This window comes from Bradyrhizobium sp. LB8.2 (assembly GCF_040548035.1).
Classification (GTDB): domain Bacteria; phylum Pseudomonadota; class Alphaproteobacteria; order Rhizobiales; family Xanthobacteraceae; genus Bradyrhizobium.
Genome location: NZ_JBEPQV010000013.1, coordinates 47153 through 70127, shown reverse-complemented (window position 1 = coordinate 70127; position 22975 = coordinate 47153). Strand labels below are relative to the sequence as shown.

Sequence of the window (22975 nt, the reverse complement as noted above, 5' to 3'; positions counted from 1 at the left end):
CCTTCGAAGCCGGCGGCCAAGACGTGGATGGCCGGGACAAGCCCGGCCATGACGAGAAAATTACCAGGGCGTCCGCAAGGACCTCACGCATCCAGCCGGCTGAACACCAGCGTGGCGTTGGTGCCGCCGAAGCCGAAGGAGTTCGACAGCACGGTGCCGATCTTGACGTTGTCGATACGCTTGCGCACGATCGGCATGTCGGCGAATGCGGGATCGAGCTCCACAATGTGCGCGCTCTCGCAAATGAAGCCGTTGTTCATCATCAGCAGCGAATAGATCGCCTCCTGCACGCCGGTTGCGCCCAGGGAGTGGCCGGTCAGTGCCTTGGTCGCCGAGATCGGCGGACACTTCTCGCCACTTCCGAACACCCTGCGGAGCGCGTCGATCTCCGGCGGATCGCCGGCCGGCGTCGAGGTCGCGTGCGGATTGATGTAGTCGACCTTGGTCTTCACGGTCGACATCGCCATGCGCATGCAGCGCTCGGCGCCTTCACCTGACGGTGCGACCATGTCGTAGCCGTCGGACGTCGCGCCGTAGCCGACGATCTCGCCGTAGATGCGCGCGCCGCGCGCCTTGGCATGCTCGAGCTCTTCCAGCACCAGCACGCCTGCGCCGCCGGCAATCACGAAGCCGTCGCGGTTGACGTCGTAGGGACGCGAGGCCGTGGCGGGCGTGTCGTTGTACTTCGAGGACATCGCGCCCATGGCGTCGAACAGCACCGACAGCGACCAGTCCAGCTCCTCGCAGCCGCCGGCGAAGACGACGTCCTGCTTGCCGATCTGGATCGTCTCATAGGCATTGCCGACACAATGATTCGACGTGGCGCAGGCCGACGAAATCGAATAGTTCACGCCCTTGATCTTGAACCAGGTCGCAAGCGTCGCGGAGGCGGTGGAGGACATCGCCTTCGGCACTGCAAACGGTCCGACGCGCTTCGGCCCCTTGGTGCGGGTGGTGTCGGCGGCCTCGACGATGGTGCGAGCGGACGGACCGCCGGAGCCCATGATGATGCCGGTGCGGATGTTGGACACTTCGTCAGGCGACAGGCCGGAATCCTGGATCGCCTGCTCCATCGCGACGTGATTCCACGCCGCGCCCTGACCGAGGAAACGCATGGCGCGGCGGTCGACCACCGTCGAAGGATCGAGCGTCGGCGCACCTTGCACCTGCGAACGGAAGCCGAGCTCCGCATATTTCTCAGCCCGCGAAATGCCCGACTTCGCCTCGTGAAGGCTTGCAAGCACTTCCTGGGTGTTGTTTCCGATGGAGGAGACAATGCCCATCCCGGTGACCACAACCCGCCTCATGACAGCCTCGCTTCAATCGTTGTCTTCGTGGTGATGCGCTCAGCCCAGGCTCGTGCCCTGCTTGAACAGGCCGACCTTCAGATCCTTCGCGCGATAGATAATCTGGTCATCGACCGAAAGCCATCCGTCGGCGATACCCAGCACCAGCTTTGAACGCATCACGCGCTTGATATCGATGTTGTACACAACCTTGCGGGCCTCCGGCAGCACCTGGCCGCTGAACTTCAGCTCGTTCAGGCCGAGCGCGCGGCCGCGACCTTCACCACCACTCCACCCCAGATAAAAGCCGACCAGTTGCCACAGCGCGTCGAGGCCGAGGCAGCCGGGCATCACCGGATCGTTCTTGAAGTGGCACCCGAAAAACCAGAGATCGGGCTTCACGTCGAGCTCGGCACGCACCACGCCCTTGCCGAATTCGCCGCCGGTCTCGCTGATGTCCGTAATACGGTCGAACATGAGCATCGGCGGCAGCGGCAGTTGGGCATTGCCCGGGCCGAACATCTCGCCGCGGGCACAAGCCAGCAGATCTTCATATTCGTAGCCGTTGCGCCTGTTCAGCATGCGGAAGCCTCTGTGTTCTAACCCGATTGAGCGGCGTTTCCGGCAAAAATGGGCCCAGTCCTGCTCGAAAAGCAACGTCCGTTGCCATCGTCAGACGAGAATACGAAGGACCGGATGGATTGCGAGCGGCCCTCAATGCCTGGGCTGCGCCAAAATCGGTTAAGCGGAACCGCGGGCTCTCTAACACAGGCCATTTCGGGTGGCAAAGCGCTCTCATGAAGGTAAAATGACGCGGGCTCGGCCCGGTTCCTTGCCCGATTAGAACCACTCTAGTTGCGAGAAACTTGCATCTGCATCCATCTCTCCATATATGTTGGGGAAGATAGTGTTCACGCGTGCCCGAAGCTGGAAATGAGCGAAAATAACGCGCCCCATCACGACGAAGAGGCCCATGCGGCGGCTCTTATGTCCGGCCGCCAGCCGGCTTTGACCGGCTGCCCGTGGCACGACGTCAACGAAATGCTCCAATCCGCCGGGCTTCGTCCGACGCGCCAGCGCATGGCGCTGGGCTGGCTCCTGTTCGGCAAGGGTGCACGCCACCTCACGGCTGAAATGCTTTACGAGGAAGCGACGCTGGCCAAGGTGCCGGTCTCGCTGGCGACCGTCTACAACACGCTGAACCAGCTCACCGATGCCGGTCTGCTCCGTCAGGTCAGCGTCGACGGCACCAAGACCTATTTCGACACCAACGTCACGACCCACCATCACTACTACCTCGAGAACAGCCATGAGCTGGTCGACATCGAGGATCCGCATCTGGCGCTGTCCAAGATGCCGGAGGTGCCTGCGGGTTACGAGATCGCCCGCATCGACATGGTCGTGCGGCTGCGCAAGAAGCGCTGAGATCAATCCTAAACTGCTGATTTAGTCGTCGTGGCCGGGCCTGCCCCGGCCATCCACGTTTTTGGGCCAGATGCAAGGTCCGTTGATGCCCACGAGGCAAGGGATTGGAGGCAAGGGATTGCCCCTAAGCCTCAGTTCACCTGCTCGTCCGAGTAGACGCCCCAGAGGCGCTCCTGCTGGATCCAGCCGTCAAAACCGTTGCCGAGGACGTGGCACCAGTTTGCGCTGCACCTCTTGACCTGTGTGACGACACCAACCTGAAGCTTGGCTGCAACCGCACTGTCGGGATCGGCGCGATCGTAGATCGGCGCGAGGTCGTCCTTGTGCTTCATGGTGACGACAGCGGTGCGGCGGCCCGACAGCAGCGAGTGATAGACCCAGCCCTCGGCACCCTCGGAATCGCGCACCCGGCGCCAGTTCTCGAACTCCGCGGTGATTTCGACCGGCAGGCCGGAGCGGGTATAGACCCAGGCGACGTCATTGTCCTTGGTGGGACCGGCGCGGACGTTGACGTGATCCGATTTGAGGCTGACGTAGCGCGGCACCGGGAGGCCCGAGGCTGTCTGGGGTGTGTTGTCCTTCGCCGAATGCCCGGGGCTGACCGAAGCGCTCAACCAGGTGCAAACGAGCGCCATCACCGAACAAAAACGCCCCAACGCCATCAACCCGTCTCCTGTCGAAGGTCCGGCCGAGCCGGGCCCTCACCCACAATTCCAATACCGTGCCGCACCAGCCCCGACCCGCCCCACGCGGGTGTTCCCGAGCCCTTTGCCCGTGGTTCTTGTCTTGGCCCGGTCTTCTGCTAGAGAGGACGGACGTCTGAACAACCAGTTTGCCCCGATTTTCCGGCCGGAAATGTCGGGAGAGCTTGAAGGAAACGCCGGGGACGACACGGCAAAGGCAGTGTCGAACAACCGGGTTAATGAGGCCTCAACGGCCGGCCTTTGGTGACAGAGGTGGCCCGCGACTCCTCATGAGGGCAGAACATGTCTGTGAAGAAAAAGCCCCTCGTCGTGGTGACGCGCAAGCTTCCGGACTCGATCGAGACCCGGATGCGCGAACTGTTCGACGCGCGGATCAATCTCGACGATGCGCCGATGTCGGCCGACCAGATCGCGGAAGCCGCGCGCACCGCCGACGTGCTGGTTCCGACCGTTACCGATCACATCTCTGCCGGCATCGTCAATCAGCCCGACTGCAAGCTGAAACTGATCGCGAATTTCGGCAACGGCGTCGACAACATCGACGTCGAGGCCGCGCACGCCCGCGGCATCACCGTCACCAACACACCAAAAGTCCTGACCGAAGACACCGCCGACATGACCATGGCGCTGATCCTCGCCGTGCCGCGGCGGATGATCGAAGGCGCCTCGATCCTGACGGAAGGAAAACCCTGGCCCGGCTGGTCGCCGACCTGGATGCTCGGTCATCGCATCGGGGGAAAGCGCCTCGGCATCATCGGCATGGGCCGCATCGGCCAGGCGGTCGCGCGCCGCGCCCGCGCCTTCGGCTTGCAGATCCACTATCACAACCGCCGGCCCGTGGCGCCGAAGATCGCCGAAGAGCTGGGCGCGACCTATTGGGAAAGCCTCGACCAGATGCTGGCGCGGATGGACATCATCTCGGTGAACTGTCCGCACACGCCGGCGACCTACCATCTGCTCTCGGCGCGGCGGCTGAAGCTGATCCGCAAGGACGCCTACATCGTCAACACCGCGCGCGGCGGGGTCACCGATGAGGACACGCTGATCAAGCTGATCGAAGGCGGCGAGATCGGCGGCGCGGGCCTCGACGTCTACGAGCACGAGCCCGCGGTCAACCCGAAGCTGGTGCGGCTCGCCAAGGCCGGCAAGGTGACGCTGCTGCCGCATATGGGTTCGGCCACCATCGAAGGCCGCGTCGAGATGGGCGAGAAGGTGATCATCAACATCCGCACCTTCCTCGACGCCCACAAGCCGCCGGATCGCGTGCTGCCGAGCATGCTCTGAGGGTTCAGTGTCTCAGCGCGTTTCGCGCTTGCGCCAGTCTGCTGTGAAATCGATGAAGGCGCGCAGCGCCGGCGGCGTTTGGCGCCGGCTTGGATAATAGAGAAACGGTCCGGGAAACGGTTCGCACCAATCCTGGAGCAGGCTGACCAGCGCGCCGGATTTCACGGCATCATGGACGTAGCCATCGAGCGTCGCCCACACACCTACGCCGTCGAGCGTAGCGCGCATCGCGAGGCCCATATTGGTCGAGATCAGCTTGGCCGGCGGATCTACCTTCACCAACTGACCGGCCTTCTCGAACTCCAGATCATGCATGACGCCGCTCGAGTAGCGGGCGCGGATGCAATCATGGTCGAGCAGGTCCTTCGGATGCCTGGGCATGCCGCGGCGCGCGACGTAATCGGGCGATGCGACGACGACATAGCTCTGCGGGCCGCTCAGCGGGATCGCCACCATGTCCTGCGCGAGATGCTCGCCGTAGCGCACGCCGGCATCGAAGCCGGCGCTGACGATGTCGACGAACCCGCTTTCGGAAACGACGTCGAGATCGACCTGCGGATACGCCCCCAGGAACGGCCCGACCATCGGCGCCAGCACGAGGTCGACCGCCGGGGGCGGTGCGTTGATGCGCAGGCGGCCCGAGGCCCTCTCGCGCAGGCCCCGCACCTGATCCAGGGCGTCGCCGACATCGCGCAAGGCGGGCGCCACGCGCGATAGCAGCAGCTCGCCCGCCTCGGTCAGGGCGACGCTGCGGGTGGTGCGGTTCATCAGGCGCACGCCGAGGCGCTCCTCCAGGTCCCGAAGCCGCTGGCTAAGGCTCGACACCGACACGCGAATTTCGACCGCCGCGCGCCGGAAATTGCGGGTGCGGGCGACCGCCACGAAGACGTCGAGATCACGCAGGTCGGGCTCGGCCATTGTTCGCCAGAATGAACAAGCCATTCTCGATTGTCCAGCTTATCGGCGCAATCGATCAGGCGCATATCAGGCCTCGTCACCCGGCGCGGTCAGCGCCTTTTCGAGGAGAGCCATCATGGAACAGCGCAAACTCGGTTCAACCGGCCCCACCGTCTCCGCCCTCGGTCTCGGCTGCATGGGCATGTCCGAGGTCTACGGCCCGGCCGATCGTGGAGAGAGCATCGCCACGATCCACGCGGCGCTCGATGCCGGCATCACGCTGTTGGATACCGGCGACTTCTACGCCATGGGCCACAATGAAATGCTGGTCCGCGAGGCGCTGAAAGACGTTCCGCGCGAGAAAGTGCAGATCAGCGTCAAGTTCGGCGCGTTGCGCGGCCCCGCGGGCGAATTCGCCGGGATCGACTCGCGGCCGGCCGCAACGAAGAACTTCCTTGCCTATTCGCTGCAGCGGCTCGGCACCGACTACATCGACGTCTACCGTCCGGCGCGGCTCGATCCCAACATCCCGATCGAGGAGACCATCGGCGGCATCGCTGGTCTCGTGAAGGCCGGCTACATCAAACATATCGGCCTGTCCGAGGTTGGCTCCGACACCATCCGCCGCGCGCACGCCGTGCATCCGATCGCCGATCTCCAGATCGAATATTCGCTGATCGAACGCGGCATCGAGCGCGACATCCTGACGACCTGCCGCGAGCTCGGCATCGGAATCACCGCCTACGGCGTGCTGGCGCGCGGCCTGATCAGCGGCCATTGGTCGAAGGATTCCGGCAAGACCGGCAAGGACTACCGGCTGATGAGCCCGCGCTTCCAGGGCGCGAACCTCGATGCCAATCTCGCGCTGGCCGAGCAGCTGCGCGCCATCGCCGCCGAGATCGGTGCGACGCCGGCGCAGGTCGCGATCGCCTGGGTGGCAGCGCAAGGCAAGCAGATCGTGCCGCTGGTCGGCGCCCGCACCCGCAACCGTCTCAGCGAAGCACTCGGCGCGGCCAAGGTCACGCTGACGCCGGCTCATCTCGCGGTGCTGGCAAAGGCCTTTCCGCCCGATGTCGCCGCCGGTACGCGTTACGCGGCCGAGCAGATGGCGCACCTCGACAGCGAGAAGCCGGCCACGATTTAACGGCTGCGATCAGGTGCGATGGGTGCTGAGGTCAGTGATCACAGGCCCATCGCCATTGAGCGGATTGGCCGGATCGCGCGCATAGCGCAACGTCTCGAAGCGCATCGCGCGCGCGTCGATCATCAGAAGGCGGCCGACCAGGCCGTCGCCAAAGCCGACGATCTCGCGGATCGCCTCCAGCGCCATCATCGAGCCCATCACGCCCGCAAGCGCGCCCATGACGCCGGCTTCCGCGCACGCCGGCACGGTCCCGGGCGGCGGCGCCTCCGGGAACAGGCAGCGATAGGTCGGATTGAACTCGCCGTCGTCGTTTTTCTCATGCGCGCGGATGGTGGTGAGCGAGCCGTCGAAGGTCCCGAGCGCGGCGGTGATCAGCGGCCTCTTCGCGAAGAAGCAGGCGTCCGAGGCCAGATAGCGCGTCGAGAAATTATCGGAGCCGTCGAGCACGAGGTCGTAGTCGCCGATCAGGCCGAGCGCGTTGTCGGCGTTGAGCCAAGTGGCGTGGCCGACGAAGCGGACGTGCGGATTGAGCGCGGTGATTCGCTCGGCCGCGCTCTCGACCTTGTGCCGGCCGATATCGGGCGTGGTGTGAATGACCTGGCGCTGGAGGTTGGAGAGCGACACCACATCGTCGTCGACCACGCCGAGCGTGCCGATCCCTGCCGCAGCCAGATACATCAGGGCCGGTGCACCGAGCCCGCCGGCGCCGATCACCAGCACGGAGGCCCGCTTCAGCGCAGCCTGGCCGGGACCGCCGACATCGCGCAGCACGATATGGCGGGCATAACGTTCGAGTTCGTCCGGGCTCAGCATCGTCGTCCTTCGTTCTCTCAACCCTCATGGTGAGGAGCGCGGAACGCGCGTCTCGAACCATGAAGGCCCCGCTGCGGCTGCACGGCCTTCATCCTTCGAGACGCCGCATACGCGGCTCCTCAGGATGAGGAGCTAGACCTCTCCTGCGGGCCTGAACCACCCCGAGATTGTTCGCGACCAACGAGATGTGCTTCAATGGCATTGCGTTCAATGGGCTGGCTGGATTTGTCATGAGATCGATGCTTGCGGCAACACTGATGTTTGCGGCTGCGACAGGCGCGAACGCCCAGATGACGACGCCGCAGATCCCCGGCACCAGGCCGAAGCCGGTCCAGACCATTCCGATCCGCCCGCCCGCACTGCAGACGCCATCGGAGACGGCGGATGCCATGGCGCAGGCGGAGCGGCTGTCGCTGCAGTCCGACCTCGCCTGGGTCGGCCAGTACAACGGCGCCATCACCGGCGACGTCAGCGCGCGCATGGTCGATGCCATCAAGGAATACCAGAAGCTCAAGGGCAGCAAGCCGACCGGCGCGCTCAATCCGCAGGAGCGCGCGGCGCTCGCCGAAGCCGCGCGCCGGAAGCAGGACAACGTCGGCTGGAAGATCGTAACCGAGATGACCAGCGGCGCGCGGCTCGGCATTCCCTCGAAACTGGTGCCGCAGCAGGCGACCGACGCCAACGGCTCGAAATGGACCTCGCCGACCGGCACGGTGCAGGTGCTGCTCGGCCGCCGCAAGGAGGCGAACCCGACCACAGCCAAGCTTGCCGAAGCGGAGAAGAAGGAGCCGGGTCGCAAGGTCGACTACACCGTGGTGAAGCCTGACTTCTTCGTGCTGTCTGGTTTGCAGGGCCCGAAGAAATTCTATTTGCGCGGCACCTCCAGGGGCGACGAGGTCCGCATCATGACGATCCTCTACGATCAGGCGACCGAGAACACGGTCGAGCCGGTCGTGATCGCGATGTCGAGCGCGTTCAATGCATTCCCGTCAGGACCACAGGCCGGGCCGCCGCCGCGCAAGACCGTCGAATATGGCACCGGCATCGTCGTCAGCACCGATGGCGCGATCATTACCGACCGCCTCGTCACTGATAGCTGCCTCGCGATCACGATCGCGGGCCATGGCAGTGCCGACCGTCTCGCTGAGGACAAGGAACACGATCTCGCGCTGCTGCACATCTATGGCGCGCGCGGCCTGAAGCCGTTCAGCCTCTCCGCCGGCGCGGCGAAGACGAGTGTCGATATCATCGGTATCGCTGATCCACAGAGCCAGGGCGGAGCGGCCGGTGCGTCGAGCCTCAACGCCGCGTTGGCATCTGTCGGTGGCGGCGATTCCGCGCTCTCACCGCCGCCGGCGGTTGGATTTTCCGGCAGCGTCGCCATCGACGGCGACGGCAAGTTCGCCGGCATCGCGCTGTTGAAATCTGCGATGGTTGCGGGCCTCGCGACATCGGTGCCGGCGTCGCAGGCGGTGATGGTCTCCGCGGAAACGGTGCGCGATTTTCTGAAGGCGAACAGCATTGCGGCGAATGGCACGTCGACGGATGCGAGGGCCGCGGTCGTGCGCGTGATATGCGTGCGGAAGTAAGCGAGCGCTGCGCTCCCTCTCCCGCAAGCGGGAGAGGTGACCGAGCCCTCGGCCAGCGCGCCATCAAATCAGCTCAGCCTGAATCTGATCCCGCTCTTCGCGAGACCACCCGAGATCCCCACCGGCGTGCCGTCCGCGCGCCAGCAGGCGGCGCCGGTCATGGTGCCGTCGTCGTGGAAGGCGATGCCGTTCATGCCGCCGGCGACCGTCGCAACCGGCTGGATCTTGTGGCCGAGGCTTTCAAGCTTCGCGCGCACGGCTTCCGGCACCTTCTGCTCGACCTCGAGCGCATTGCCCTCGGTCCAGACGCGGGGCGCCTCGACCGCCTCCTGCAGGCTCATGCCGTGGTCGATCAGATTGACCAGCGCCTGCATCGCGCTCGGAAAGATGCGTTTTCCCCCGGGCAGACCCAACGCGTAACGCAACTTGCCCTCGCGCAGCGCCATCATCGGCGACATCGAGGTCGTCACCCGCTTACCCGGCGCCAGCGACAGGGCGTGGCCTGGGCGCGGATCGAACAGGTTCATGTAGTTGTTGGCGATGCCGCCGAGGCCCGGGATCATGATCTTGGCACCGAACAGATTGTTGATGGTCTGCGTGGTTGCGACCACATTGCCGAAGGCATCCGCCGCGGTCATGTGCGTGGTGTGAGCGCCTTCAAGCTGCGACACGCCGGCGCCCCAGGTCTGCGCCCGCGCCGGATCGATCGCACGGCGGCGCTCCTCGGCGTACGCCTTCGAGGTCAACTTCTCCACGGGCACCCCGACATAATCAGGATCGCCGCTGGCCGCGGCGCGATCGGCGAAGGCGATCTTCAGGACTTCCGCGAGATAGTGGATCGTCTCCGGCGTGCCGAAGCCAAGGCTGCCGATGTCGTAACCTTCCAGAATGTTCAGCATCTGCGCGATATGCACGCCGGAGGCCGCGGGCGGCGGCGGGCCAAAGATGGTCCAGCCGCGATAATCGGCGCGGATCGGCTGCCGCTCGACGGTCTTGTAGCTGGTGAGATCGTTGCGCCGGATGAAGCCGCCGGCCTTTTCCATGTAGTCGATCAGGATGTCGCCGAGCGGCCCCTCGTAGAGCGCGGTCTCGCCGTGATCGGCGATGTAGCGGAGCGTCTCGGCATATTCTGATTGCACCACGCGCTCACCGACCTTCAACGGCTCTCCACCAGGCAGGTAAATCGCCGCGATCGGCTTGTCCTTGCGCATTTCGACGGCGCTCTCGCTGACGCATTCATGCAGATAGGGCGTCGCCGCATAGCCGCGCGCGGCGTGCTTGATCGCGGGCTGCATGACGTCGGCAAGACTCATCGTGCCGAACCGGCGCAGCGTCTCGCACCAGGCTTTCAGCGAGCCCGGTGTAGCGACCGCCTTTGGGCCGTTGAGGTTTTCATTACCGACGGTGTCGAACACGTCATGCGCCGAGCCCGGCATGGAGGTGTAGCTGGTGTCGCGCATTGCCGCCGGCACGGTGCTCTGGCCGTCGATGAAGCGGTGGCTGCCGTCGGCCAGCCGGATGTGCGCCATGCCACCGCCGATGATGCCGACCATCATCGGCTCGACCACGGTCAGCGTGAACAGGGTCGCGATTGCGGCGTCGATGGCGTTGCCGCCCGCGGCCAGCATCTCCGCGCCGGCGCTGGAGGCCAGTGGATGGTTGCTGACCACCATGCCGCGGCTCGATAGCGCAGGCATCTTCTCGCACTCAAAATTCGTCGCCGTCCGGTCGCGCCAGTTTCCGCTCATGCCGCTTGTCCTTTTATTCATGGCGGCAAGCACAGCACACGTACCACTACTGGTCCAGTAATCGTACGGATTCGCTGGCATTCCCGATTCCGCCATCATCGTTACTGCTGATTCGGACCTCCGCGATCCCCTTTGGATCGGGCCGGCACGTCCTGAGCGAGAAGAGCTCAGCATCGAGGTCGATGCACGTTCGCGTGGCGTTTCCCTGACCCAAGCACTCCAAAGGATTGATCTTCAATGCACACGATCGTACTGGCCACCCAAAAGGGTGGCAGCGGCAAGAGCACGCTCGCCATTGGCCTCGCGCTCGCAGCCAAGCAGGCCGGCTTCACCGTCCGCCTGATCGAGACCGACCCGCAGGGCACTTTGTCCAACTGGCAGCGCCGCCGCACTGCCGATGATCTCGTCGTCGAGCCGATCTATCACGCCGCCGACATCGAGCCGCGTCTGAAGATGCTGGCCGACAGCGGCCTCCAGCTCGCAATCGTCGACACCGCGGCCGGCCTCAGCGCCGCGACCACCGCCGCGATCCGCCATTCCGACCTCTGCCTGATCCCGGCCCGCCCGAGCGTCGCCGATATCGAGGCGACCGCCTCGACGCTGAGCGTCGCGCGCGCCTGGAAACGGCCTTACAGCTTCGTGCTGAACCAGACCCCGATCCGCGGCCAGCGCATCGACAACGCGGCCAACACGCTCGCCGAGGAAGCCGCCCTCGATCTCACCGAGGTGCTCGCACGCCCGCTGATCGTGATGCGCAATGATCATCAGGACTCGCTCGCGAGCGGCCTTGCCGTCAGCGAATTCGCGCCGAACGGCAAATCATCAGACGAGATCCGCGGCCTCTGGGATTGGATCGAGACCCGGCTCGAGCTCGCCGCCACGACCAATGTTCTGATCGACCAGTTCATCTCGACCGCGGACGGCATGCTGCACCCGGCTTCAGAGCTTGCGTCAGATGAATCCACGACACTGACGTCCTGAGCGGGGCGATTGCTCAGACGCCAGCAGGCCCTTCGCCATCCGGAAGGTCCCAGCGACGAAGCAATCCGGCCACCAGCCCGGCCGGATTGCTTCGCTTCGCGCTTTTGAAAGGACTCCATCCACCGTCATTGCGAGCGCAGCGAAGCAATCCAGAGTCCCTCCGCGGAAAGATTCTGGATTGCTTCGCTGCGCTCGCAATGACGCTCGTGGTGAATTTGTCACCCTCGCAGAAACTCACGGTCTCGCGGCCGCGGGCTTGATCGTTACTTCTGACATTTCGAGCACCAGAACGTCGACCGGCCGTTCTGCGTAAAACGCTTCACCGTGCCGCCGCAGCGCGGCGTCGTGCATTTCTCGTCTTCGCGATCGTAGACCTTGAACGAATGCTGGAAATAGCCGAGCTCGCCCGAGGTCTGGCGATGGTCGCGCAGTGACGATCCGCCGGCCTTGATGGCGTCGTTCAGCACGGTGTGGATCGCGCCTACCAATCTCTTTGCATGGTCGGTCGGCTCGTCCTTTTTCGTGGCGAGCGTCGCAGCAATCCGGCGCGGCGACAGATGCGAGCGATGCAGGGCTTCGCAGACATAAATGTTGCCGAGCCCCGCGACTACGCGCTGGTCGAGCAGCGCCACCTTCAAGTTGGTCTTTTTCCCCGCGCAGGACTGCGCCAGCATCGCTGCGTCGAATTCGTTGCCGAGCGGCTCAGGACCGAGCCCACGGAGCAGCGGCTCCTCGTCCAGCGCGCTGCGCGCGATCACTTTCATGTAACCGAAGCGGCGCGGGTCGTTGAAGATGATGTCGGCGCCCGAGGACATCCGAAACAGCACGTGGTCGTGCGTGGAGTCCTTGGCCCGCGGATAGTGAAACTCGCCGGGCGCAGCCTCGTTGTCCCGCTTGATGACGCGAAACGAGCCCGACATGCCCAGATGCATCAGCAGCACGTCGCCGGAGGCGAGATCGGCCAAGAGATATTTTGCACGGCGCCCGAGCCCGGTGACGACCTGCCCCTTCAGCCGGGCCACGAAATCCGGCTGGAACGGAAAGCGCAGATCGGGCCTGCGGGCCTCCGCAACGAGGATTTTTGCACCTTCCATGACGGGCTGAAGGCCGCGGCGGACGGTCTCGACTTCGGGCAATTCAGGCATGGTCAGGCATTCACCTTATCAGGGCGCTGTGATAGCGCCATTGCGGCGGGCGCGCTATGGTCCGCCTCGTGGAGTAGAGTAATGGATCGGCCGGGCGAAACCACGCATTTTGGCTTCAGGGACGTTCCCCTGGGGGACAAGCAGACGCTGGTGAACGATGTGTTTCACAGCGTGGCGTCGCGCTATGATTTGATGAACGATTTGATGTCCGGCGGCCTGCACCGGGTCTGGAAGGACATCATGATCAACGCGCTCAACCCGCCCAAGGGCGATCGGCCGTTCGCGCTGCTCGACGTTGCCGGCGGCACCGGCGACATCTCGTTCCGCGCCGCCAAGGCCGCAGGCCCCGGCTTCCATGCCACCGTCTGCGACATCAATTCCGGGATGCTGGAGGTGGGCCGCGAGCGCGCCGCGAAGCGGCATCTCGAGACCCAGGTCGATTTCGTCGAAGGCAATGCCGAGGCGCTCGCCTTCGCCGACCGCAGCTTCGACGCATATACGATCGCTTTCGGCATTCGCAACGTGCCGCAGATCGATCTCGCACTGGCCGAGGCCTATCGCGTGCTCAAGCCAGGCAGCCGCTTCCTCTGCCTGGAATTCTCCACCGTCGAGATGCCCGGGCTCGATCGCCTTTACGACCTGTTCTCGTTCAAGGTGATCCCGCCGCTCGGCCGCATGATCACGGGTGACGCCGAGTCCTACCAATATCTGGTCGAGTCGATCCGCAAGTTTCCAAGACCCAACGCCTTCGCCGACATGATCCGCGACGCCGGCTTCGCCCGCGTGAATTGGCAGACATTGTCCGGCGGCATCGTCGCGCTGCATTCGGGCTGGCGTTTGTGATTTCTGCCGTCACCCACATTGCGCGCCTGATCCGCGCCGCGTTCGTCTTTGCGCGCGAGGGCGTGTTCGGCTCAGTCGATCCGAGCCTGGTGCCACCGCCCGGGCAGCTCGCGCTGAAAGTTGCACGCCTCATCGAGCGGCGCGGCCCGAAGCACGGCCCGCGGCTGACCCGCGCGCTAACCCGGATGGGCCCGGCCTATCTCAAGCTCGGACAATTTTTGGCAACACGCCCCGACGTCGTCGGCGTCGTCATGGCGCTCGACCTCGAAAGCCTGCAGGATCGCCTGCCGCCGTTCTCGCAAGCCGAAGCGGAAGCTGCGATCGCAACCTCGCTGGAACGGCCGCTGACGGATGTGTTCGCGAGCCTCAGTCCGCCGGTCGCGGCCGCCTCGATCGCGCAGGTTCATCGCGGCGAAGTTTTGCGCGACGGCGTCCGCAAGGCCGTCGCAGTGAAGGTGCTGCGACCCAACGTGGCCGCCCGCTTCCGCCGCGATCTCTCCGACTTCTTCTTCGTCGCGCACAAGGCCGAAGCCTATTCGTCCGAGGCGCGGCGCCTGCGCCTGATTGAGGTCATCAACACCATGTCGCGCTCGGTCGCGATGGAGATGGATCTGCGGCTCGAGGCTGCCGCGCTGTCGGAAATGGCGGAGAACACGCGCGACGATCCTGATTTCCGTGTGCCGACCGTTGACTGGGACCGCACCACGCACAACGTGCTGACGATGGAGTGGATCGACGGCATTGCGTTGAACGACCACAAACGCCTCAAAGAAGCGCAGGTCGACCTGCCCGATCTCGGCCGCAAGGTGATCCAGAGTTTCCTGCGCCACGCGTTGCGCGACGGCTTCTTCCACGCCGACATGCATCCGGGCAATCTGTTCCTGGATGACGCCGGCCGTCTCGTCGCGGTCGATTTCGGCATCATGGGCCGGCTCGGCATGAAGGAGCGGCGCTTCCTCGCCGAAATCCTGCTCGGCTTCATCACCCGCGACTATCGCCGCGTCGCCGAAGTGCATTTCGAAGCGGGCTACGTGCCCGCGCATCACTCGGTCGAGAATTTTGCGCAAGCGATCCGCGCCATTGGCGAGCCGATTCACAATCGCACCGCCGAAGAGATCTCGATGGCGCGGCTGCTGACGCTGCTGCTCGAAGTCACCGGCATGTTCGACATGAAGACGCGGCCCGAGCTGATCTTGCTTCAGAAGACCATGGTGGTGGTCGAGGGTGTGGCGCGCGGCTTCAATCCCAAGCTCGACATCTGGAAAGTCGCCGACCCCGTGGTGCGCGAATGGATCGAGCGCAATCTCGGGCCGATCGGCCGGGTCCAGGGCGCACTTTCCGGCACCGGCGATCTCGCCCGCATCCTGATGCGTCTGCCTGACATCGCCGCGCGCTCGGTCGCGGTGCTCGAACAGTTGGAGACCATGACGCGGGAAGGCATCCGGCTGTCGCCGGAGAGCATCGCGGCGATGGGCCGCAGCGAGGGCCGCAAGAACCGCTGGCGCACCGTGGCGCTCTGGATCATCGCGGCGACCTTCATCGGCATCCTGATCGCCGTTCGGAATCTATGATTGCAGTGCAATCATACGACTGATAGCATCGCTATCATTTTCCGCCGGAGAGTGCCATGGCAAGCCTGACCATCCGCAAGCTCGACGAGAACGTCAAAACCTTCCTTCGCCTGCGTTCGGCCAGGAACCGCAGGTCGGTCGAGGAAGAGGTCCGGGTCATTCTCGGGGAGCTGATCGAGGGCCGCGAGGAGCCGCTGACGCCATTCACGGCGCCGCCCGCGGCCTCCGCTACCCCCATCCCGCAGCGCACCGGTGCCCTTGCCGAGGCCGGCGTCACCCTGATCATCGGCGGCGGGATCGCGGCCTACAAATCGCTCGACCTGATCCGAAGGCTCAAGGAGCGACGGATCGAGGTGCGCTGCGTGCTGACCAAGGCGGCGCAGCAATTCGTCACGCCGCTGGCCGTGAGTGCGCTCTCGCATGAGCGCGTCTACACCGACCTGTTCGATCCCCAGAGCGAGTTCGACGCCGGCCATATCCGCCTCGCGCGCGAGTGCGACCTGATCGTGGTGGCGCCCGCCACCGCCGATTTGATGGCCAAGATGGCAAACGGCCACGCCGACGACCTCGCCAGCGCCATCCTGCTCGCGACCAACCGCAAGGTGCTGCTGGCGCCGGCGATGAATCCGCTGATGTGGAATAACGCGGCGACGCGGCGCAATGTGGCGCAGCTCCAGCGCGACGGCGTGGTGCTGATCGGACCGAATTCCGGCGAGATGGCCGAAGCCGGCGAGGCCGGGATCGGCCGCATGTCCGAGGCGATCGAAATCGCGACCGCCGCCGAGCGCCTGCTGCGGCCGCCGGTGCCGCGCCCCCTCGCCGGCAAGCGCGTGCTGATCACGGCAGGTCCGACTCACGAGCCGATCGACCCGGTGCGCTACATCGCCAACCGCTCCTCCGGCAAGCAGGGCTTTGCCATCGCCGCCGCCGCACAGGCCGCAGGCGCCGAGGTGATTTTAGTGAGCGGGCCGGTCGATCTCGGCGATCCCCGGGGCGTGACGGTCAAGCACGTGGAATCGGCGCGGCAGATGCTGGAGCAGGTGCAGGCCGCGCTTCCCGCCGACATTGCGATCTTCGCCGCGGCAGTCGCCGACTGGCGGGTCGCCAATGAAGGCGAGCAGAAGCTGAAGAAGAGTTCGGCCGGCATGCCGCCGCTCCAGCTGGTCGAGAACCCCGACATCCTCGCGACAATCTCCAAGCTGACCGACAAGCGTCCACCACTGGTGATCGGCTTTGCGGCCGAGACCGAGCACCTCATCGACAACGCCAAGTCGAAGCTTGCCCGTAAGGGCTGCGACTGGATCGTCGCCAACGACGTCTCCCCCGCCACCGGGGTGATGGGCGGAGACCGCAACACCGTTCACCTCATCAGCCGCAAGAACGATGAGAAGGATGGCGAGATTGCAGTTGATTCCTGGCCGGCGATGACCAAGGAACAGGTCGCCATCGAACTGGTCGCGCATGTCGCAAAGAGCGTGACCGGCAAATCCCGGGAGCCGGCATCTTGAGCACGAAAGTCACGGTCGAACTGCAACGCCTGCCCCATGCGGAGAGCCTGCCGCTGCCGGCCTATCAGACCAACGATGCCGCCGGTCTCGACCTGATGGCAGCGCTGTCGGACAGCGAGCCGATGACGCTCGCGGCCGGCCAATACGCGCTGGTGCCGACGGGCCTCGCGATCGCACTGCCGCCCGGGTACGAGGCGCAGGTGCGGCCGCGCTCGGGGCTTGCAGTCAAGCACGGCGTCACCGTGCTGAACTCGCCGGGCACGATCGACGCGGACTATCGCGGCGAGATCAAGGTGATCCTGGTCAATCACGGCCAGGCCGCCTTCGTGATCAAGCGCGGCGAGCGCATCGCGCAGATGGTGATCGCGCCCGTGGTGCAGGCCGCGCTGGTTCCCGTGGCCGAATTGTCGTCGACCGACCGCGGTGCCGGCGGCTTCGGCTCGACCGGCCGCTGACGCGCAGCACATCCAGCCGAATTACCCCGAAGATTTACGTGGCTGGAACAGCGCGGCCGGCATTTTTGTGGGGCCGGCTTTGCGTTCACGATCTGGACTCTTACCGGTGGAGTCACGGTGAGGGTATTGTCGTTTGATTCGCGCGCGACGGGGGTCGCCGCGTGCAAATTCGTGCGGTTCTTGGGGCAACTATGTCAGGCGTGATCGTGTCGATGCGTCGGACGCTGCTGTCGTGCACATCGCTGGTGCGCAACGGCGTGTTGGGAAGCGCTCTCGCGGCGCTGCTGCCGGCTGCGCCGGCTGAGGCCGCCGATCTCGTCGACACACTCTCAACATTGCTGGATTTCAACCGGCAGGAGCTCGCGGTGCTGGCCACTGCGCTGGCTTTGCTAGGCTTCTCGGTGGTCGCCGCGATTCTCCTGATGCGCACGCGTGTGCGCACGGCGAGGAACGAGGCGCGGCTCCGTGCCCGAATCGGGGAACTCCAGCTCCAGGCCGACCGCTTCGGCGCGCTGCTGTTCGCCGAGCCGCAAATCCTGATCTCCTGGCCGGCCGGCGACAATCGCGCCCAGATTTCCGGCGACATCTCCATGGTGTTGCCGCGCGACTCCTCCCCGCAGCGCCTGCTCGCATCTGGAACCTGGTTGCCGCCGGAGCCGGCGCTCCAGATGGATCACGCGGTCGACGCGCTGCGGGACCGTGGCGACGGGTTCCAGCTGACGCTGACCACCGCGCATGGCCACACGCTCGAGGCCATCGGCCGCGCCATCGGCGGCCAGGCCATCGTCAGGATTCGCGAACTCTCAGGGCTGCGGCGCGATCTGGCCGAGACCAATTTGCGCTACAAGGCGCTGTCGGACGAAACCGAGATGCTGCGCGGCTTCGCCGCCGCCGCACCCTGGCCGATCTGGGCCAAGAGTGAGAACGGCGCGCTGACCTACGCCAACCCCGCCTATGTCCGTGCGACCGAAGCGGCCACCATCGCCGACGCCCAGGAGCGCAAGCTCGAGCTGCTCGACAGCGCCGACCGCACGGCGATGGAGCGGGGACTGAAGGAGGCGGCCAATTTCACCTCGCGGCTGCCGATCGTGATCAGCGGCGAGCGGCGCATCTATGACGTCCGCGCCGTCAATGTCGGCCGCGGCAATGTCGGCGTTGCCATCGATGCCAGCGAGGCGGATGCGCTGAGCTCGGCGCTGGTGCGGATGGCGGAGGCGCATCGCCGCACGCTCGACCAACTTTCCTCCGGCGTTGCCGTGTTCGACGGCCAGCGCCGGCTCGCTTTCTACAACGATTCCTACCGTCGGCTGTGGGACCTCGATCGCACCTTCCTCGACGCCAACCCCGATGATTCCAGCGTGCTCGATCAACTCCGCGCCGGGCGCAAGCTGCCGGAGCAGCCGGACTTCCGCGCCTGGAAGGTCAAGCTGCACGAAGCCTACCGCGCGGTCGAGACCGCCAAGGACACCTGGTACCTGCCCGACGGCCGCGCACTCTCCGTCGTCACCACGCCGAATCCGGAAGGCGGCGTCACCTATCTGTTCGACGACGTCACCGAGAGCCTCGAGCTCGCCCGCCGCTTCGACGGCATGATCCGCGTTCAGCGCGAGACGCTGGACAGCCTCGCCGAGGGCGTCGCGGTGTTCGGCAGCAACGGCAGGGCGCAGCTGTTCAACCCGGCCTTCGTCCGGATGTGGAAGCTATCAAGCGACGCCATGCGCGACGAGCCGCACATCCAGACCGTCGAAGGCTGGTGCCATCAGCTGTTCGACGACGCCATCGTCTGGCGGCAGATCCGCGAGGCCGTCACCTCGATCGAGAGCCGCGCCGACGTTCCGCTGAAGCTGGAGCGCAAGGACGGCAGCGTGCTCGACGGCATGATCCGGCCGCTGCACGACGGCGCGACCATGCTGACGTTCCAGGACATCACCGACACCGAGAATGTCGAGCGCGCGCTGCGCGAGCGCAACGAGGCGCTGGAGGCCGCCGACCAGATGAAGGTGGATTTCGTCCACCACGTCTCCTACGAGCTCCGCTCGCCGCTCACCACCATCATCGGCTTCGCGCATTTCCTCAGCGATCCCTCGACCGGGCCGCTGACGCCGAAGCAGGCCGAATACCTCGACTACGTCACCAAATCGACCAATGCCCTGCTGGCGCTGACCAACAACATCCTGGATCTCGCCACCATCGACGCCGGCGCCATGAAGCTGGAACTCGGCCCGGTCGACGTCAGCAAGACCATCGAGCTCGCCGCCGAGGGTATTCAGGACCGGCTCGCCACCGACCGCATCCGTCTCAAGGTCGAGATCGCGCCCGACGTCGGCAGCTTCACCGGCGACGAGAAGCGCGTGGTGCAGGTGCTCTATAACCTCCTCGCCAACGCCGTCGGGTTTTCTCCACAGGATTCCGCCGTCGGCATCAGCGCCCGCCGCACCGAACGCAGCGTGGTCTTCACTGTGACAGATTCCGGGCCTGGAATACCTGCCGACATGAAGGACAAGGTGTTCAACTGGTTTGAAAGCCGATCGCAGGGCTCGCGTCACCGCGGCGCCGGGCTTGGCCTGTCGCTGGTGCGCTCCTTCGTCGAGCTGCACGGCGGCAAGATCCGGGTAGATTCGATCGTGGGCAGGGGCACGGTCGTAATCTGCGACTTCCCGACCGAGCAGGCGGCGCATCGCGACGCCGCCGAATGACTGAACCAACCACATTCTCCGTCGCGCTTCACAACGAGACGGCGACTGCGCACCTGATGGCCGACCTCGCGCTGCTGGTCGGCTCCGGCGACGTCATCACGCTCACCGGCGATCTCGGTGCCGGCAAGACCGCGGCGGCGCGGGCCATGATCCGCTATCTCGCCGGCGACGAGGCGCTGGAAGTGCCGAGCCCGACCTTCACGCTGGTGCAGGGCTACGAGCTGCCGCCATTCCCGGTGATGCATGCCGACCTCTACCGCGTCGAGGACGAGAGCGAGCTCGAAGAGATCGGGCTGTCGCCGCTGCCGGAAGCGACCCTCGTCCTGATCGAATGGCCGGAGCGCGCGCCGTCGGCGATGCCTCAAGACCGCATCGATATCGCGCTGACGCACCGGCCAGCGCTGGGCTCGAGCGCACGCGCCGCCGACATTACCGGCTATGGCAAGGCTGCCGCCACCGTCGCGCGACTGAAGGCGCTACGCGAATTCCTCGATGCATCCGGCTACATGGATGCGACGCGCAAGCGCATGCCGGGCGACGCCTCGACGCGCTCGTATGCACGGCTGCTGCGCGACGACGCGATCGTCATCCTCATGAACTCTCCGCAGCGCCCGGATGGCGCTGCGGTCTACAACGGAAAATCCTACAGCGCCGCGGTGCACCTCGCCGAAAATATAAAACCCTTCGTTGCCATCGGCGAAGGTCTGCGCGCACATGGCATCTCGGCACCTGCGATCCATCATTCGGACCTCGACCAGGGGTTCCTGATCAGCGAAGACTTTGGCAGCGAAGGCGTGATCGAGGGCGATCCGCCGCGCCCGATCGCCGAGCGCTACGAAGCCGCGACCGATTTGCTGGCCGTGCTGCACGGCGAGACGCTGCCGGAAAAATTGCCGCTCGATGGGCAGACCTACGCCATTCCTGTCTTCGATACCGAGGCGCTGCTGATTGAAATCGGGTTGATGCCGGAATGGTACCTGCCCGATCGCAACGCACCGCTGGACGACGCGAAGCGCACCGAATTTTTCGCGATCTGGCGCGAGCTGCTGAAGAGGCCGCTGGCGGCGCCGAAGACGTGGATCATCCGCGACTATCACTCGCCGAACCTGATCTGGCTCGGGAATCGCACCGGCATCGAACGCGTCGGCGTGATCGATTTCCAGGACACCGTGCTGGGGCCGCAATCCTACGACGTGGTGTCGCTGCTCCAGGACGCCCGCATCGACGTGCCCGAGACGATCGAGCTGACGCTGCTGTCGCGCTACATCAAGGCGCGCCGCGCGAACGACGCAAGCTTCGACGCGGCCGGCTTCGCTGAGCTCTACGCCATCATGTCCGCGCAGCGGAACACGCGTCTGCTCGGCACCTTCGCCCGCCTCAACCGCCGCGACGGCAAGCCGCATTATCTGCGTCACCAACCGCGGATCTGGACCTATCTCCAGCGCTCCCTGGCGCATCCCGCGCTCGCCCATCTGCGCGACTGGTATCTCGCCAACGTCCCACCGCCCCAACGGCCGGTCCAAGGCTGACAAGGCCGACAAGGCCGATTAGGGGCCCGATTTACCGGCTGTTAGCCAAGATACCGGTAATCTGGCGGTGGGGCAGCCGGATAGTTGCGGGGCCGGAGCAGGGCAGATGGCGGTGAAGACGGACCAGCGCGGCAACAGCCGGGTTGTTTTCGAGCGCGGGATCGCGGCCCAGATGATGGGTATCGACGGCACCTGGCGGCGCGACTGCAGCATGGAGGACGTCTCCGAGAGCGGCGCCAAGCTGACCATCGACGGCTCGGTCGAAGGCCTGCATCTGAAGGAGTTTTTTCTGCTGCTGTCGTCTACCGGACTTGCGTACCGGCGCTGTGAGCTCGCCTGGGTCAATGGCGACCAGATCGGCGTCAATTTTCTCAAGCTTGGCGACAAGAAGAAAAAGGCGCGTTCCACATCCGTCCGGGCGTAACGGCAACACTCGTCGTACAAGCGTCACGGCAGGTGGTTAAGGCGATTAAGACGCGGTGCGGTCGGTCAAGCCTCGTGTTAGGATTGCTGCGAACGCGAAATCAATAGGTCTGAGAAAGCGAAGGATGTCCGTCAAGCCGACCAAAGCCATGGTGCTCGCCGCAGGGTTCGGCCTGCGCATGCGTCCGTTGACGGATAAGATGCCGAAGCCGCTGGTGCCGGTGGCCGGCCAGCCGCTGCTCGACCACGTGCTCGACAAGCTCGGCCAGGCCGGCGTGAGCGAGGCGGTGGTCAACGTGCACTATCTGCCGGACCAGATCATCAATCACACCGCATCCCGCCAGCATCCGCGCGTGACCATCTCGGACGAGCGCGACCAGGTGCTCGGCACCGGCGGCGGCGTGGTCAGGGCGTTGCCGTTGCTCGGCGATGCGCCGTTCTTCCATGTCAATTCCGATACGCTGTGGATCGACGGCGTGCGCTCCAATCTGGCGCGGCTTGCCGAAACCTTCGATCCCGCGCGGATGGACATCCTGCTGCTGATGGCGCCGACGGCGACCAGCATCGGCTATAGCGGCCGCGGCGATTACGGCATGCTGGCCGACGGCGCCCTGCGCAAGCGCAAGGAAAAGGAGGTCGTTCCGTTCGTCTATGCCGGCGCGGCGATCTTGTCGCCCTCGATCTTCGCCGATGCTCCGACGGGCGAGTTCTCGCTGACCAAAATGTTTGACCGCGCCAACGAGCAGGAGCGGCTGTTCGGCCTCCGCCTCGACGGCGTCTGGATGCATGTCGGCACGCCCGACGCCGTGCACGCCGCGGAAGAGGCGTTTCTGGAGAGCGTGGCGTAGGGTCTCTCTTGTCCCGGACGCGGTGCGGCGCGAAGTGCCGCTCCGCAGAGCCGGGACCCACAGCCACAGCCGTGATGACGTAGCCT

20 protein-coding genes are annotated in these 22975 nt (G+C 65.2%); 13 read left to right on the top strand and 7 right to left on the bottom strand.

Features of this window, described 5'->3' with window-relative positions:
* Window positions 1-83: 83 nt before the first annotated feature.
* Together fabB and fabA are read right to left on the bottom strand one after the other, a co-directional pair.
* Window positions 84-1307, bottom strand: coding sequence for a beta-ketoacyl-ACP synthase I (gene fabB / locus ABIB06_RS17630; RefSeq protein WP_247352836.1), 1224 nt, complete (start codon window positions 1305-1307; stop codon window positions 84-86).
* 39 nt (window positions 1308-1346) lie between these two features.
* Window positions 1347-1868, bottom strand: coding sequence for a bifunctional 3-hydroxydecanoyl-ACP dehydratase/trans-2-decenoyl-ACP isomerase (fabA, locus tag ABIB06_RS17625; RefSeq protein ID WP_247352835.1), 522 nt, complete (start codon window positions 1866-1868; stop codon window positions 1347-1349).
* Window positions 1869-2219: 351 nt separating this feature from the next.
* Between fabA and irrA the strand changes: the two genes are divergently transcribed.
* A complete protein-coding gene (gene irrA / locus ABIB06_RS17620; RefSeq protein WP_276001300.1) occupies window positions 2220-2711 on the top strand; it encodes an iron response transcriptional regulator IrrA in 492 nt (163 codons plus the stop codon).
* Between the two features lie 131 nt (window positions 2712-2842).
* Here the strand turns inward: irrA and ABIB06_RS17615 are convergent, their stop codons facing one another.
* On the bottom strand, window positions 2843-3373 hold the full coding sequence (locus ABIB06_RS17615; RefSeq protein ID WP_247352834.1) for an SH3 domain-containing protein: 531 nt from the start codon (window positions 3371-3373) through the stop codon (window positions 2843-2845).
* Between the two features lie 324 nt (window positions 3374-3697).
* Between ABIB06_RS17615 and ABIB06_RS17610 the strand changes: the two genes are divergently transcribed.
* On the top strand, window positions 3698-4699 hold the full coding sequence (locus tag ABIB06_RS17610; RefSeq protein ID WP_354048934.1) for a 2-hydroxyacid dehydrogenase: 1002 nt from the start codon (window positions 3698-3700) through the stop codon (window positions 4697-4699).
* Between the two features lie 12 nt (window positions 4700-4711).
* Here the strand turns inward: ABIB06_RS17610 and ABIB06_RS17605 are convergent, their stop codons facing one another.
* Window positions 4712-5617 (bottom strand): LysR family transcriptional regulator, encoded by a 906-nt coding sequence (locus ABIB06_RS17605; RefSeq protein ID WP_354048932.1) that lies wholly within the window; start codon window positions 5615-5617, stop codon window positions 4712-4714.
* A 115-nt stretch (window positions 5618-5732) separates the two neighbouring features.
* Between ABIB06_RS17605 and ABIB06_RS17600 the strand changes: the two genes are divergently transcribed.
* Window positions 5733-6740: an aldo/keto reductase gene (locus ABIB06_RS17600; protein WP_354048930.1), complete on the top strand. Its 1008-nt coding sequence runs from the start codon at window positions 5733-5735 to the stop codon at window positions 6738-6740.
* Window positions 6741-6749: 9 nt separating this feature from the next.
* On the opposite strand, the gene ABIB06_RS17595 is transcribed toward ABIB06_RS17600, so the two are convergent.
* On the bottom strand, window positions 6750-7553 hold the full coding sequence (locus ABIB06_RS17595; RefSeq protein WP_354048928.1) for a HesA/MoeB/ThiF family protein: 804 nt from the start codon (window positions 7551-7553) through the stop codon (window positions 6750-6752).
* A gap of 230 nt (window positions 7554-7783) precedes the next feature.
* On the opposite strand from ABIB06_RS17595, the gene ABIB06_RS17590 reads away from it, so the two are divergent.
* Complete coding sequence (locus ABIB06_RS17590) at window positions 7784-9142, top strand: peptidoglycan-binding protein (protein ID WP_354048927.1); 1359 nt, start codon at window positions 7784-7786, stop codon at window positions 9140-9142.
* Between the two features lie 68 nt (window positions 9143-9210).
* Here the strand turns inward: ABIB06_RS17590 and ggt are convergent, their stop codons facing one another.
* Window positions 9211-10890: a gamma-glutamyltransferase gene (gene ggt / locus ABIB06_RS17585; RefSeq protein ID WP_354069160.1), complete on the bottom strand. Its 1680-nt coding sequence runs from the start codon at window positions 10888-10890 to the stop codon at window positions 9211-9213.
* Between the two features lie 237 nt (window positions 10891-11127).
* Between ggt and ABIB06_RS17580 the strand changes: the two genes are divergently transcribed.
* Window positions 11128-11871 carry a nucleotide-binding protein gene (locus ABIB06_RS17580; RefSeq protein WP_354048925.1) on the top strand — a complete coding sequence of 248 codons (744 nt, stop codon included), beginning with the start codon at window positions 11128-11130 and terminating at the stop codon, window positions 11869-11871.
* 263 nt (window positions 11872-12134) lie between these two features.
* On the opposite strand, the gene mutM is transcribed toward ABIB06_RS17580, so the two are convergent.
* Complete coding sequence (gene mutM / locus ABIB06_RS17575; protein ID WP_354048923.1) at window positions 12135-13016, bottom strand: bifunctional DNA-formamidopyrimidine glycosylase/DNA-(apurinic or apyrimidinic site) lyase; 882 nt, start codon at window positions 13014-13016, stop codon at window positions 12135-12137.
* A gap of 81 nt (window positions 13017-13097) precedes the next feature.
* Between mutM and ubiE the strand changes: the two genes are divergently transcribed.
* The 8 genes from ubiE (at window position 13098) to ABIB06_RS17535 (ending at window position 22889) form a co-directional block, all read left to right on the top strand.
* Window positions 13098-13859, top strand: a complete 762-nt coding sequence (ubiE, locus tag ABIB06_RS17570; RefSeq protein ID WP_354048921.1) for a bifunctional demethylmenaquinone methyltransferase/2-methoxy-6-polyprenyl-1,4-benzoquinol methylase UbiE — start codon at window positions 13098-13100, stop codon at window positions 13857-13859.
* The gene (gene ubiB / locus ABIB06_RS17565) at window positions 13856-15430 is read left to right on the top strand and encodes a 2-polyprenylphenol 6-hydroxylase (RefSeq protein ID WP_354048919.1); all 1575 of its coding nucleotides are present in this window, start codon (window positions 13856-13858) and stop codon (window positions 15428-15430) included. Before ubiE ends, ubiB begins: the two co-directional genes overlap by 4 nt.
* A gap of 56 nt (window positions 15431-15486) precedes the next feature.
* Complete coding sequence (coaBC, locus tag ABIB06_RS17560; protein ID WP_354048917.1) at window positions 15487-16938, top strand: bifunctional phosphopantothenoylcysteine decarboxylase/phosphopantothenate--cysteine ligase CoaBC; 1452 nt, start codon at window positions 15487-15489, stop codon at window positions 16936-16938.
* Window positions 16935-17393, top strand: coding sequence for a dUTP diphosphatase (gene dut / locus ABIB06_RS17555; protein WP_354048915.1), 459 nt, complete (start codon window positions 16935-16937; stop codon window positions 17391-17393). The genes coaBC and dut overlap by 4 nt, the downstream gene beginning before the upstream one ends.
* Before the next feature lie 191 nt (window positions 17394-17584).
* On the top strand, window positions 17585-20089 hold the full coding sequence (locus ABIB06_RS17550) for a sensor histidine kinase (RefSeq protein ID WP_354048913.1): 2505 nt from the start codon (window positions 17585-17587) through the stop codon (window positions 20087-20089).
* Window positions 20086-21618 carry a tRNA (adenosine(37)-N6)-threonylcarbamoyltransferase complex ATPase subunit type 1 TsaE gene (gene tsaE, locus ABIB06_RS17545; protein WP_354048911.1) on the top strand — a complete coding sequence of 511 codons (1533 nt, stop codon included), beginning with the start codon at window positions 20086-20088 and terminating at the stop codon, window positions 21616-21618. Before ABIB06_RS17550 ends, tsaE begins: the two co-directional genes overlap by 4 nt.
* 106 nt (window positions 21619-21724) lie before the next feature.
* A complete protein-coding gene (locus ABIB06_RS17540) occupies window positions 21725-22042 on the top strand; it encodes a PilZ domain-containing protein (protein ID WP_247352808.1) in 318 nt (105 codons plus the stop codon).
* Between the two features lie 124 nt (window positions 22043-22166).
* The gene (locus ABIB06_RS17535) at window positions 22167-22889 is read left to right on the top strand and encodes a nucleotidyltransferase family protein (RefSeq protein ID WP_354048909.1); all 723 of its coding nucleotides are present in this window, start codon (window positions 22167-22169) and stop codon (window positions 22887-22889) included.
* Window positions 22890-22975: the final 86 nt, after the last annotated feature.